14 protein-coding genes are annotated in these 13,351 nt (G+C 51.0%); 5 read left to right on the forward strand and 9 right to left on the reverse strand.

What is annotated here, in order from left to right; translation table 11 throughout:
• Positions 1–101 precede the first annotated feature (101 nt).
• The 5 genes from ACLJRE_RS20130 to cpxP form a co-directional block, all read right to left on the reverse strand.
• On the reverse strand, positions 102–857 hold the full coding sequence (locus ACLJRE_RS20130) for a CDP-diacylglycerol diphosphatase (RefSeq protein WP_023212202.1): 756 nt from the start codon (positions 855–857) through the stop codon (positions 102–104).
• A 100-nt stretch (positions 858–957) separates the two neighbouring features.
• Positions 958–1,947: a sulfate ABC transporter substrate-binding protein gene (locus ACLJRE_RS20135; RefSeq protein WP_000758713.1), complete on the reverse strand. Its 990-nt coding sequence runs from the start codon at positions 1,945–1,947 to the stop codon at positions 958–960.
• 203 nt (positions 1,948–2,150) lie between these two features.
• Positions 2,151–3,113: a 6-phosphofructokinase gene (pfkA, locus tag ACLJRE_RS20140; RefSeq protein WP_000591793.1), complete on the reverse strand. Its 963-nt coding sequence runs from the start codon at positions 3,111–3,113 to the stop codon at positions 2,151–2,153.
• Positions 3,114–3,297: 184 nt separating this feature from the next.
• Positions 3,298–4,200 (reverse strand): CDF family cation-efflux transporter FieF, encoded by a 903-nt coding sequence (fieF, locus tag ACLJRE_RS20145; RefSeq protein WP_001077321.1) that lies wholly within the window; start codon positions 4,198–4,200, stop codon positions 3,298–3,300.
• A 147-nt stretch (positions 4,201–4,347) separates the two neighbouring features.
• Positions 4,348–4,848 (reverse strand): cell-envelope stress modulator CpxP, encoded by a 501-nt coding sequence (cpxP, locus tag ACLJRE_RS20150; protein WP_001233463.1) that lies wholly within the window; start codon positions 4,846–4,848, stop codon positions 4,348–4,350.
• Positions 4,849–4,998: 150 nt separating this feature from the next.
• Between cpxP and cpxR the strand changes: the two genes are divergently transcribed.
• Together cpxR and cpxA are read left to right on the forward strand one after the other, a co-directional pair.
• Complete coding sequence (gene cpxR / locus ACLJRE_RS20155) at positions 4,999–5,697, forward strand: envelope stress response regulator transcription factor CpxR (RefSeq protein ID WP_001033731.1); 699 nt, start codon at positions 4,999–5,001, stop codon at positions 5,695–5,697.
• Positions 5,694–7,067 (forward strand): envelope stress sensor histidine kinase CpxA, encoded by a 1,374-nt coding sequence (gene cpxA / locus ACLJRE_RS20160; protein WP_000580402.1) that lies wholly within the window; start codon positions 5,694–5,696, stop codon positions 7,065–7,067. The genes cpxR and cpxA overlap by 4 nt, the downstream gene beginning before the upstream one ends.
• A gap of 50 nt (positions 7,068–7,117) precedes the next feature.
• Here cpxA and ACLJRE_RS20165 read toward each other — a convergent pair whose 3' ends face one another.
• The 3 genes from ACLJRE_RS20165 to sodA all read right to left on the reverse strand — a co-directional run bounded on the left by ACLJRE_RS20165 (position 7,118) and on the right by sodA (position 8,904).
• Positions 7,118–7,513, reverse strand: a complete 396-nt coding sequence (locus ACLJRE_RS20165; RefSeq protein WP_000133441.1) for a nuclear transport factor 2 family protein — start codon at positions 7,511–7,513, stop codon at positions 7,118–7,120.
• Positions 7,514–7,524: 11 nt separating this feature from the next.
• Complete coding sequence (gene yiiM, locus ACLJRE_RS20170) at positions 7,525–8,214, reverse strand: 6-hydroxyaminopurine reductase (protein ID WP_000559227.1); 690 nt, start codon at positions 8,212–8,214, stop codon at positions 7,525–7,527.
• 69 nt (positions 8,215–8,283) lie between these two features.
• Complete coding sequence (gene sodA / locus ACLJRE_RS20175) at positions 8,284–8,904, reverse strand: superoxide dismutase [Mn] (protein WP_000122632.1); 621 nt, start codon at positions 8,902–8,904, stop codon at positions 8,284–8,286.
• Positions 8,905–9,232: 328 nt separating this feature from the next.
• Between sodA and ACLJRE_RS20180 the strand changes: the two genes are divergently transcribed.
• Genes ACLJRE_RS20180 through ACLJRE_RS20190 form a run of 3 tightly spaced genes read left to right on the forward strand, consistent with a single transcriptional unit; the run spans position 9,233 to position 12,050 of the window.
• The gene (locus ACLJRE_RS20180) at positions 9,233–10,216 is read left to right on the forward strand and encodes a TRAP transporter substrate-binding protein (protein ID WP_001661631.1); all 984 of its coding nucleotides are present in this window, start codon (positions 9,233–9,235) and stop codon (positions 10,214–10,216) included.
• A gap of 18 nt (positions 10,217–10,234) precedes the next feature.
• Entirely contained in the window at positions 10,235–10,750 is a 516-nt protein-coding gene (locus tag ACLJRE_RS20185; protein WP_001091413.1) for a TRAP transporter small permease, read from the forward strand.
• A complete protein-coding gene (locus tag ACLJRE_RS20190) occupies positions 10,743–12,050 on the forward strand; it encodes a TRAP transporter large permease (RefSeq protein WP_000566800.1) in 1,308 nt (435 codons plus the stop codon). The genes ACLJRE_RS20185 and ACLJRE_RS20190 overlap by 8 nt, the downstream gene beginning before the upstream one ends.
• Positions 12,051–12,207: 157 nt before the next feature.
• Here the strand turns inward: ACLJRE_RS20190 and ACLJRE_RS20195 are convergent, their stop codons facing one another.
• Positions 12,208–12,891, reverse strand: coding sequence for an oligogalacturonate-specific porin KdgM family protein (locus tag ACLJRE_RS20195; RefSeq protein WP_000378721.1), 684 nt, complete (start codon positions 12,889–12,891; stop codon positions 12,208–12,210).
• Positions 12,892–13,351: the final 460 nt, after the last annotated feature.

Genomic DNA, 13,351 nt, shown 5'->3' on the forward strand with positions numbered 1-13,351 from the left:
ATCTTTTGATTGGTTTCACATATTTTTATAGACACGATCTTACCCCAGTTTTAAACCGGGATAAGAATCAATAAGATAATGAGCAGGGGGTGGAACGAAAATCAGCGGGAAGACAAAATGGCGCAACTATGGTCCTGAATCTCTTCCGCCGATGCGCGGTTGAAGGTCAGTAAATTACGCTCGGTCGCCAGCAGGACAAAAGAGCCATCGCTTTGGCGTACCACCGCCAGCCCATAGCGTCCCATATGATCGCGCGCTTCCGGCACCTCTTCCGCCAACATCATAAACGGACTACGCTGCGCCAGTTCGCTCTCGGTTACCCGGCGCGCCAGGTATTCATGCCCCATCAGGTTGCCCGGTAGCGGAAGCCAGCGAGTGCTGATGCGCGTGAGATCGTTATCCAGTTGTTCCCGAACGTCAGGACGGATGCAAGAAATATGGATATGCAAATGGTCCTGTGAACGACCAAGCCGCGAATTAATCGCCAGCGAGACTGCGCTATCCGGAATATCATGCCCGTATTTTTTACTCATATAGCCGCGAGCCTGCCAGGCCAGCCAGAAAAAGTTGGGCGTAGCGGGTTCCAGCAATAGCGGGCTTTCTGTACCGTTGATACGGTAGGTGGGCATCAATAAATATTGCAACGGACCGTGACGATCTTTAAAGACGACATAGCCGGCGCGAGGTTTGACTTCCGCGCAAGGCGCTGGATTTTGATGCTGTAACTGATCGGGCAGGCATTGTTCAAGCACGATTTCCCGTAATGCATCAGGATTGCCGGAAAATTTCCAGTAACCGACGCCCGCCGCGGCAACAATCACTATCACCGCCAGTAAAAAGTAACCTGTTTTTTTCATGTTATGCGTTCCCTGTGACCCATAGACGGGGAAGAGTAACGCAAAATTGTGGCAAAGAAAAAACCCGGTAACATAATACGTTACCGGGTTTATAAACGGTTTAGCGTTTGCTGATTTGGTCGAACGTACCACCATTAGCGAAGTGATCTTTTTGCGCCTTCGCCCAGCCGCCAAACACCTCGTCAATGGTGAAAAGCTTCAGCTTCGGAAACGCATCGTCGTATTTTTTCACCACGTCAGCATCGCGCGGACGGTAGAAGTTTTTCGCTGCTATCTCCTGCCCTTCCGGCGAGTAGAGATACTTGAGATACGCTTCCGCTACCGCTTTGGTGTCTTTCTTTTCCACCACTTTGTCGACCACGGAAACGGTCGGCTCTGCGAGAATAGATTCACTCGGGGTCACTATCTCGAATTTATCTTTACCCAGTTCATTCGTCGCCAGTAGCGCTTCGTTTTCCCAGGCGATCAGCACATCACCGATACCGCGTTCAACGAAAGTATTGGTTGAGCCACGCGCGCCGGAGTCCAGCACTTCAACGTTTTTAAACAGGGCTTTGACAAAGTCCTGCGCTTTGGCCTGATCGTTATTGTTGTGGTGCAGGGCGTAGCCCCATGCTGCCAGATAGTTCCAGCGTGCGCCGCCGGAGCTTTTCGGGTTTGGCGTAATCACCGACACACCGGGTTTAATCAGATCGTTCCAGTCATGAATTTGTTTTGGATTGCCTTTACGGACCAGGAAAACGATGGTGGAGGTGTAAGGTGCTGAGTTATCCGGCAGACGCTTAATCCAGTTTTTATCGATACGACCACGTTCAGCAATAGCGTCCACATCGTAAGCCAGCGCCAGCGTCACGACATCGGCTTCAATGCCGTTAATAACGGAAGTCGCCTGTTTACCCGAACCGCCGTGCGATTGGCGGATCACGACGTTGTCGCCGGTTTCCTGCTTCCAGTGCGCGCTAAACGCTTTGTTGTACTGCTCGTACAGCTCACGCGTTGGATCGTACGATACGTTAAGTAACTGAATATCCTTTGCCAGAATGCTGGTTGACGCCAGCAATAATGTGAACCCCACGCCCCACTTTTTCATCGCCCGACTCGCTTATGTTGTGTTGTGATGAGCAAAGCGTGCCAGAAAGAGATCCAAACATTAAAGAATAAAAAAAGATTGGCTATAACTTCGAGGAATAAATCTGAGGGATTGCCGAATGGCGGCTAGCGCCTAATCCGGCCTACACGTTTCTGCAACCTGTAGGCCTGATAAGCGTAGCGCCATCAGGCGCGCAAAAACAATCAGTACAGTTTTTTCGCGCACTCCATCCAGTCGCTTTTGAACGGACGCTTCATGTTTTCAATCGCATCGATGATGTCATGATGAACAAGCTGCTCGTTCTGGATACCAACACAACGACCGCCATGGCCTTCCAGCAGCAGGTCAATAGCATACGCGCCCATACGGGAAGCCAGAATGCGATCGTAAGGTACCGGGGAACCACCGCGCTGAATGTGGCCGAGCACCGTCGCACGCGTTTCACGGCCCGTTTCTTTTTCAATAAAGTGCGCCAGTTCATCAACATCACACATATGTTCGGTGATAGCGACGATAGCGTGTTTTTTCCCTTTCGCGATCCCGGCTTTGATTTCCGCCACCAGATCTTCGCGATTAAATTCAACTTCCGGCACCACGATAAACTCACAGCCGCCAGCAATAGCCGCCGCCAACGTCAGGTCGCCGCAATAACGGCCCATCACCTCAACGATAGAGATACGCTGGTGAGAAGAGGAGGTGTCACGCAGACGGTCAATCGCTTCCACTACAGTGCCGAGAGCAGTGAAGTAGCCGATAGTGTAGTCGGTGCCTTTGATGTCGTTATCGATAGTGCCTGGCAGACCGATGCACGGGAAGCCCATTTCAGTCAGACGTTTTGCACCCATATAAGAACCATCGCCGCCAATAACTACCAGCGCATCGATACCGCGTTTTTTCAGGTTTTCGATCGCGACAGCGCGAATATTTTCGTCACGGAATTCCGGGAAACGGGCGGAACCGAGGAAAGTACCGCCACGGTTGATCATGTCAGATACGCTGTAACGGTCAAGCTGAACCATACGATCTTCATACAGGCCCAGATAGCCGTCATAAATGCCCATGACTTCCAGCCCTTCCGTCAACGCTGCGCGCACAACACCGCGGATTGCCGCGTTCATGCCCGGCGCATCACCGCCGCTTGTCAACACACCGATTTTCTTAATCATGACTACCTCTGAACTTTGGAATGCAAAATGAAATCTATTGCCGGAAGCCGATTTCGCACTTCGAAACGATCCAACGAATATACAGATAGTATAACAATCCCTTCCTGCTGAATTGATTCAGGTCAGGCCAAATGGCGGTAATTTATACACAAAATGCTGGCCTGGCTCACTTTTTAACAATCAATTATACAAGCTCGAACTTCCTGCCTTCCCTGGGGACGACTGAACAGGGATCCTGATGAATAATGACATCTGAACCCGGAAAACGCCGCAAAATCGCCTGCTCTACCTGGTCAGCCACAAAATGCGCCTGAACGAGCGGCAGATTATCTTCCATTTCCAAATGAATCTGAATAAAGCGGGTCGGCCCTGACTGCCGCGTGCGGAGATCGTGCGCGCCGCTGACTCCCGGCCATGACGTCACGATATCAATAATTTCCTGTCGTTCCGCATCGGGCAGCGCGCGATCCAATAATGACTGCACCGCCTCATACCCCATACGCAACGCGCTATACAAAATATAGATGCCGATACCTAACGCAAACAGAGCATCCGCACGATGCCAACCGTACCAGGATAATCCAAGCGCGATAAGAATCGCTCCGTTCATCATAACATCAGACTGATAATGAAGCATATCCGCCCGTACCGCCTGACTTTGGGTCTTGCGTACCACCCAGCGCTGAAACGTGACCAGTATAATAGTGCATATCAGAGCGATGACGGTAACGCCAATCCCCACGCCGGGGTCGTTCATTGGCGTCGGCTTAATCAGATTCTGGATACTGGTCAAAAACAGAAACAACGCCGAACCGGAAATAAACATACTTTGCGCCAGTGCCGCCAGCGACTCCGCTTTACCGTGACCAAACGTATGTTCATCATCTGCGGGTTGCAGCGAATAACGCACGACCAACAAATTCGTCAATGACGCGGCAATATCCACCAGCGAGTCCACCAACGCCGCCAGAATACTCACCGATCCCGTATACCACCACGCAAAAATTTTGATCAAAAGTAACGCTGATGCCATCGCTGTTGCCGCGATAGCCGCCCGGCTAACCAGCCGTCCATAGGTTTGATTCATAAATACTCCCGCTATCTTCTGCCGGTAGTATAACGGATGGTTTAAAACAGTAAGCTAATAACAGAATGACAAACTGGAGATAAAAAAAACCCCCACATCATGTGGGGGAAGACAGGGATGGTGTCTATGGCAAGGAAAACAGGGTTGTTACTGGGAACGTGAGTTGCTACTACTCAATAATTTCAACGATGAACTTTTTTGCCATTGCGCCACGTCGCGCAGTTGCTCCATTCGTTGCTGATGCTTTTCATTCAAAACCGCTTGCTGCTCCGGCGTTAACAGGCGATACATCTGGTTACGCACGCGGGCCATTTCGACCTGGCGGGCGACCTGCTCTTGCGCCATTTTTTCTGCCTGAGCGCGCACAGCGCTTTCATCAAATTTTTCTGCGGTGACAAGCCGATGCATTGTCTCCATTTCGCTAACATTAACAGGAGGCTGTTCGTGCCTTGCCTGTTGCATAAGATCTCGCATCTGCTGACGCTGATGTTCGGTTAAACTTATGCCGTCAAACATATGATTTTGCGCGCTACGCTGCGTGGCCCCGTCACCGGGGTGCCAGTTATCGCTTGTAACAACTTCAGCTGCGTGGCTTAAAAAACTGAATGCCAGCGTTGAGGCCATAACAGCAGCGGTAACTTTGCGCATCGCTTGCTCCCAAAATCTTTTCTGTCGCGATTCAACGAGAGACAGTTTACGATTCGGGCTGCAAACATGCGTCAGGGGGTGTAAAACAACGTAAAGTCATGGATTAGCGACGCCTGATGACGTAATTTCTGCCTCGGAGGTACGTAAACAATGAATAAAATCCTGTTAGTTGATGATGACCGAGAGCTGACTTCCCTGTTAAAAGAGCTCCTCGAAATGGAAGGTTTTAATGTCCTGGTGGCCCACGACGGCGAGCAGGCGCTTGAGCTTTTGGATGACAGCATCGATTTACTTTTGCTTGACGTCATGATGCCGAAGAAAAACGGTATCGATACGTTGAAAGCGCTTCGCCAGACACACCAGACGCCTGTCATTATGCTGACCGCGCGCGGCAGCGAGCTGGATCGCGTTCTCGGCCTTGAGCTGGGCGCGGACGACTATTTGCCCAAACCGTTTAACGACCGCGAGCTGGTAGCGCGCATCAGGGCTATTTTGCGCCGTTCCCACTGGAGCGAACAGCAGCAGAGCAGCGACAACGGCTCGCCGACGCTGGAAGTCGATGCGCTAAGCCTTAATCCGGGCCGCCAGGAAGCCAGTTTCGATGGCCAAACGCTGGAGCTGACCGGTACGGAGTTCACCCTGCTCTATTTGCTGGCGCAACACCTCGGCCAGGTGGTTTCCCGTGAACATTTAAGTCAGGAAGTGCTGGGCAAGCGCCTGACGCCGTTCGATCGCGCTATTGATATGCATATTTCTAACCTGCGCCGCAAACTGCCGGAACGCAAAGACGGTCACCCGTGGTTTAAAACATTGCGTGGTCGCGGCTATCTGATGGTTTCCGCTTCATGATAGGAAGTTTAACCGCGCGCATCTTCGCCATCTTCTGGTTGACGCTGGCGCTGGTGCTAATGCTGGTACTGATGTTGCCCAAGCTCGATTCACGCCAGATGACCGAGCTGCTGGACAGCGAGCAGCGCCAGGGATTGATGATAGAGCAACATGTAGAAGCTGAACTTGCGAACGATCCACCCAACGACCTGATGTGGTGGCGTCGCCTGTTCCGCGCGATCGATAAGTGGGCGCCGCCTGGACAGCGGTTATTACTGGTGACCTCTGAAGGACGCGTGATCGGCGCTGAACGCAGCGAAATGCAGATCATTCGTAACTTCATTGGTCAGGCGGATAACGCCGATCATCCGCAGAAGAAAAAATATGGCCGCGTAGAGATGGTGGGGCCGTTCTCCGTTCGCGACGGAGAGGATAATTACCAGCTTTACCTGATTCGACCGGCCAGCAGTTCGCAATCCGATTTTATTAATCTGCTGTTTGACCGCCCGCTTCTGTTGCTCATTGTCACGATGCTGGTCAGTTCGCCGCTCTTGCTATGGCTGGCATGGAGTCTGGCGAAACCGGCGCGTAAGTTGAAAAACGCGGCTGATGAAGTGGCGCAAGGCAACCTGCGTCAGCATCCGGAACTGGAGGCGGGTCCGCAGGAGTTCCTCGCCGCTGGCGCCAGTTTTAACCAGATGGTGACGGCGCTGGAACGGATGATGACCTCGCAGCAGCGTTTGCTGTCAGACATCTCCCATGAGCTGCGAACGCCCCTTACGCGCCTGCAACTGGGTACCGCGCTGCTGCGTCGTCGTGGCGGCGAAAGCAAAGAGCTGGAGCGTATTGAAACCGAAGCGCAGCGTCTGGACAGCATGATCAATGACCTGCTGGTGATGTCGCGTAACCAACAGAAAAACGCGCTGGTCAGCGAAACGATGAAAGCCAATCAGCTATGGGGCGAAGTGCTGGATAACGCCGCCTTTGAAGCCGAACAGATGGGCAAGTCGTTAACGGTAAATTATCCGCCGGGGCCGTGGCCGCTCTATGGCAACCCAAACGCGCTGGAAAGCGCGCTGGAAAATATTGTTCGTAATGCGCTGCGCTATTCACATACGAAGATTGAAGTCGGCTTCTCGGTGGATAAAGACGGTATTACGATCACGGTCGATGACGACGGGCCGGGCGTCAGCCCTGAAGACCGCGAGCAGATCTTCCGTCCGTTCTATCGCACTGATGAGGCGCGCGACCGTGAATCCGGTGGTACTGGCCTGGGTCTGGCGATTGTCGAAAGCGCCATGCAGCAGCACCGCGGCTGGGTTAAGGCTGACGATAGCCCGCTGGGTGGGTTGCGGCTCACGCTGTGGCTACCGCTGTACAAGCGAACCTAAAAACCATCGGCCTACGAATGCAGGCCGATTTTTTATCTCGCCGTCGAGATTTACCGGGAAATGTCTGGCGCTAAAATCCACTCGGCGCTGTCATTCCACACGTCCATCCGGGTAATTTTGCCATCGCGCACTTCGAAGCGGTCGATAAAGCGGTTATCGGCAAACGGGCGACCGTCGGGCCATTCGCCATACAACGTACCGTTGGAATAAATCACAACGTAATCATCATGCTGCACCGCATCAAACTCGCCCAGCGCCTTCTTCACCCACTTGTAGCGAGCGCCGTTAAACTGCGCGATATCTGCCGCGCCCGCCATCGCCCGGCCTCCGGTGAAGGTAATTTTCACCTCCGGGTGCATATACGTTGCGGCGCGTTCAGCATCAGGAATCATCGAGGCCACCAAAAATTCTTTTACGATCGCCACCGCATTTTCAGCTTCAGTCATAACCCTTCCTTTCATTTTGGCGGAGTTTTATCACCCCACAGCCGTCTGGCGCTATCTTCAATTTTGCCGCTCAAACGACGCTTCTGCATGGTGCGGCTCCAGCTCGCCGACAGCCCGGCGGCGCTCAGCAGCCGATGATATTGTTCGTCATCAAACGGCATAGACCAGGCGATAACACCCGCTTCATGAACCGAGACATCGCTCAGACGCGACGCCAGTTCCAGCGGCGCATCGCTGGAGACTTTACCTGGCGCAATGACCCGATACAGCCAGCCGGTTTTTCCGCTGTTCTGCATAAGGAGGGCCATGTCGCTGATGGCAAAGTGGAAATTAAGTTTAAAGCATGGAGAGCGCGGCTGAGTGACCTGGATCAACGCCTCGCCCCAGCGGTAGATGTCGCCAATAAACACGTTGTATTCGGTCATTCCGTCCGTCGACAGATTCTCGCCAAACGCCGGGGCGCAAAACAGCGTCGCCTGCTCGGGGAACTGGCGAATCCAATCAGCATAGTGTTCGCGGGGGTAATGGCATAGCGCGCGGTCGGGGCCGCCATGGATTTTCTTTTCGGCCTGCTGATCGCCTGCCAGACCCAGCTCGGTCAGCATAAGTTCGCCGTCGATTTGCACCTTGGCGATAGCGCTCGGGCGGCTGCCGTCATAGTCACGAATTTTGCCAATAAACACGTCAACCGGATAATGCATCTGCTGCTCCTTACGCGGATACAAAAAAAGCGAGTCATCAGACTCGCTTCTACAGACGTGCAATGCAAATTATTTTTTAGCGGCGAAACGCGCTGCTGCTTCGTCCCAGTTCACCACGTTCCAGAACTCTTTGATGTAGTCCGGGCGGCGGTTCTGGAATTTCAGGTAGTAAGCGTGTTCCCACACGTCCAGACCCAGGATCGGGAAGCCGGAAGCGCCGGAAATGGCTTCACCCATCAGCGGGGAATCCTGGTTTGCGGTAGAAACCACAGCCAGTTTGTCGCCTTTCAGCACCAGCCACGCCCAGCCGGAGCCGAAACGGGTTGCTGCTGCTTTTTCGAATTCAGCTTTGAAGTTGTCAACGGAACCGAAGTCACGCTCGATAGCCGCTTTCAGGTCGCCCTGCAGAGTGGTGCCTTTTTTCAGCCCTTTCCAGAACAGGCTGTGGTTAGCGTGGCCGCCGGCGTTGTTACGCAGCACGGTTTTTTTGTCCGCTGGCACCTGGTCCAGTTTAGTAATCAGTTCTTCAACCGGCAGGTCAGCAAACTCAGGCAGGTTTTCCAGCGCCGCGTTAGCGTTGTTGACATAGGTTTGATGGTGTTTGGTGTGGTGAATCTCCATCGTCTGCTTATCGAAGTGCGGTTCCAGTGCATCATAAGCGTACGGCAGGGATGGCAGTGTATAACTCATAATCATCTCCATTATTGTCGAGCGGCACAGTGTTAACGCCGCGTAAGCAGTTGGTTCATTATAGTTAATTAAATGATATTGAAAATGATTATCAATGCCGTACTTTTTCCATGGTTATAAACGTTACGGCATCCGCTGAAAAAAACCGTTTTTTACGCCTCCAACCGAAACCGTCTGTTGATGAATTCCTGGAAATCATGAAATGTGAAACAGGGTTTCAAAATCTTTCTTTTGGTGCCAAATTTTGTCATCGGTGGCAAAATCAAGAATGTTATAATTTCACCATGCAATTACATTCCCGGTAAATTATTACAATTGCGAGGGAATTATGAAGCAACCTGGTTTTATACGTCTGGCTACGTTGGCCTTACTCTCCACACTCTCTTTCTTCTCCCACGGCGAAACCATTTTGCGCCTGGCCTACGCTGAAAATAGCCAGCCGGTAAAAGATGCGTTGCACTTCCTGGGGCAGCAAGTTGAAGAGAAAACGGGCGGCGATATCAAAGTACAGTACTTCCCGGACGGACAGCTTGGCGGCGAACGCGAACTGGTGGAGTTGACGCAGGTCGGCGTCGTCGACATCACTAAAGTGTCGTCCGGGCTGATGGAGAGTTTTTCGCCTGAGTACGGCGTGTTCTCACTTCCCTACCTGTTTGCCAACGTCGAGGAATACTACCGCGTAATGGATAACCCACAGGTGATGGAGCCTGTCTATCAGTCCACCGCCGCGCAGGGGTTTGTCGGCGTAGGCTGGTATGATTCCGGCGCGCGTAATTTTTATATGAGCAAAGCGCCGGTTAAACGCATTGAGGATTTACGCGGGAAGAAGATCCGCGTCATGCAGAGTGAGACGGCGATCCAAACTCTCAAACTGCTGGGCGCTTCGCCTATCGCCATGAGCCAGGCGGAGGTCTATACCTCGTTACAACAAGGCATACTCGACGGCGCGGAAAACAATGAGTTCGCTCTCACCATCGCCCGCCACGGTGAAGTCGCCCGTTATTACACCTACGATATGCACACCCGCATTCCCGATATCCTGTTAATGAGTACCCTCACGCTGGAAAAGCTGACGCCGGAACAGCAGCGCATCGTCGAAGCCGCCATCAAGGCGTCGATCGAATTTGAGAAAGCCGCATGGGACAAGGAAATAGAGAAAACCAGGCTGGCGGCGGTAAAAGATTTCAACGTTGAATTCTACGAGATCGACAAAAAGCCCTTCCAGAAGGCAGTACAGCCTATTTACGACGGTCTGAAAAACAAGCCGCGGCTTTACGGGCTGTATCAACGTATCCAGACAGCAAAAAATTAATCTAATCAGGAAATTAAGATGAACACATTCAGAAAAGGACTTGATTTATTGCTGGGCGCTATCTGTTGCCTGGTGCTGGCGATAATGGTTGGCATCGCCTGCTGGCAGGTGGTGAGCCGCTACATTCTGGGCGTTCCCAGCACCCTTACCGAAGAGATGCTGCGATTTCTCCTGGTGTGGGTATCAATGCTGGGCATGGCTTTTGTCGCCGGTCAGAAACAGCATATCAGCCTGACTCTCTTACTGGATAAGGTGTCGCCGACGATTCGCGGCTGGTGGGATATTATTCTGCAGGTCATTTTTATCGCGTTTTCCATTTGGGTATTGATTATCGGCGGCTTAAAGATTTCTGCGATTTCTATGCTGCAAATCTCCCCTGCGCTGGGCATTCCGATGGGGAAAATTTATTACGCGCTCCCCTGCGCGGGCGTACTGATCATCCTCTATGGGCTGCTGAATATCGTTGACGCCCTGAAAGCTATCCATTCCGCCACGGATACCACTGAGCACACTCTGGAGAAATCACATGATTGACCCTATTTTTGCGTCCTGTACGCTAATTGCCGTCTTTGTTGTTTTACTGGCCATGGGCGCGCCTATCGGGATCTGCATCGTCATCGCCTCTTTCAGCACCATGATGCTGGTACTGCCTTTCGATATTTCGATGTTCGCCACCGCGCAAAAAATGTTCTCCAGCCTGGACAGTTTTGCCTTGCTGGCCGTGCCGTTCTTCGTTTTGTCCGGGGTGATCATGAATAGCGGGGGAATTGCCGCCCGACTGGTCAATTTTGCCAAACTGTTTACTGGCAAACTGCCCGGCTCGCTCTCTTACACCAACATCGTCGGCAATATGATGTTCGGTGCAATTTCCGGATCGGCAATTGCCGCCTCAACCTCTATCGGCGGCGTGATGGTGCCGATGAGCGCGCGCGAAGGTTACGATCGCGGCTTTGCGGCCGCGGTGAATATCGCCTCCGCGCCGACGGGAATGTTAATTCCACCCACCACGGCTTTTATCCTTTATGCGCTGGCAAGCGGGGGAACATCGATTGCCGCTCTGTTCGCTGGCGGTCTGGTCGCGGGAGTGCTGTGGGGCGTTGGCTGTATGCTGGTCACGCTGGTGGTCGCTAAGCGTCGAAATTATCGGGTTTTCTTCACCGTCCAAAAAGGCATGGCGCTAAAAGTTGCCGTTGAGGCCATTCCCAGCCTGCTGCTGATCGTGATTATTGTCGGCGGCATTGTGCAGGGGATTTTCACCGCCATTGAAGCCTCCGCGATTGCCGTGGTGTATACGTTATTGCTGACGATGGTGTTTTACCGCACGCTGAAAATTAAGGATTTGCCTTCGATTTTGCTCCAGACAGTGGTAATGACCGGGGTCATCATGTTCCTGCTGGCAACCTCTTCGGCGATGTCCTTCTCGATGTCGATCACCAATATTCCTGCGGCGCTGAGCGATATGATCCTCGGTATTTCCGCCAATAAACTGGTTATCCTGTTAGTCATTACCGTCTTTTTGTTGATTATCGGCGCATTTATGGATATCGGTCCGGCCATTCTGATTTTTACCCCGATTCTGCTGCCGATCATGGCTAAACTGGGCGTCGATCCGGTGCATTTCGGCATTATCATGATCTATAACCTGGCGATTGGCACTATTACGCCGCCAGTTGGCAGTGGTTTATATGTCGGGGCGAGCGTCGGTAAGGTCAAAGTTGAGGAAGTGATTAAACCGTTGCTGCCTTTTTACGGCGCGATTATCGGCGTTCTGTTATTAATTACCTACATTCCGGAAATCACACTGTTCTTACCCCGTCTACTGGGCATCATGTAAGCGCATAGTTTCCTGCACATCTCGTTGCCGGATGGCGATTCGCGTCTTATCCGGCCAACGCACGATAATAATTATCCGCAGGTCATCACCAGGTAAAAAAAACCGGCTACCTATAAAGTAGCCGGAAAAGGGAATAAATAATAAACAGGAATAATGATTAGAATGTGTAGCCTATACCCACGCGGAAACGGGTTTGTCTTTCATCGCTGTTGCTATTGACGGAAACATTACCTACCTCAACGAATGGCGACCATTGATCAATAATATAGGCAGTTCTGAAGTTATATTCATAGTTATCTTTGCCGCCATCGTAAAGATCATATTTATCAGCTTTCTTATAAATTCCTTCGATTGTCCAGTCAAAGTTGTTCCATTTATAACCCGCCCAGACATCCATACGATTGATGGTATCATCATCACGGATATCAGAAGAACGGCGTACATATTCAAAACGATAGCGCGCACCAACCCACCAGCTTTCATTTAATGTCCACGTCGCGCGGAAGTAAGGCTTATAGGTAGAGTAACCATTGCCGGTTTCCAGCACAAAACCCGGTTGCCAGGCGACATCACCGGTTTTAAATTGGTAGCTTATCGTATATTCGTTGCCCTGTGTTTCCAGGTCATTAAACGCTTTATTGGTGTCATCCCCGCCTGATTTTGAGATAGCTTCTATCGCAAAACCAACACCATTCGCAAACCGATGAGAAATATACGCACGGTCATAGTTAGCTTTACTATCATCAAGATATTCATGACGAACATCGACATATACTGCATGCGCATTTGTTACAACAAGAGGTAATAGTAAGAAAAGAGATTTTCTCATAACAGAATCCATTTAATTTAAAATTAAAACGTTGTTTTATGTCAGGCCGTTACAACCATAATACGCAATGTGAATGGCGACAATATAGGCAAAGATCTTTAATTTAAAATTGGGATAATGTTCAAAAAGCAAAATAAAATAAATGAAATTTATATTCGCCATATAACATAAAAATCAAAACACCATCAACAAAGCCAATATAGGGATTTCCCTATATTTATATTTCATTGATTCCTAACGTTAATTTCAATATATTTAAATTGTAAATACAAATAAAACAACTAAATAATTACTGTATAACTACCCTTTTATCAAACGGTAAGTCAGACTATTCCCATTACGTGATCTCACGCAGTGTTTTCTTTGCATTGTTGCCAGCTAAGTCGTTTCGTGTCGTTATGATGAAGGTATTTTAGAAAACCAATATTACCCACTGATTTAAATAACATCCAGACGGTCATGATGCGCTCCG

Source organism: Salmonella sp. SAL04157 (assembly GCF_046551635.1).
In the GTDB taxonomy this organism is placed as follows: domain Bacteria; phylum Pseudomonadota; class Gammaproteobacteria; order Enterobacterales; family Enterobacteriaceae; genus Salmonella; species Salmonella enterica.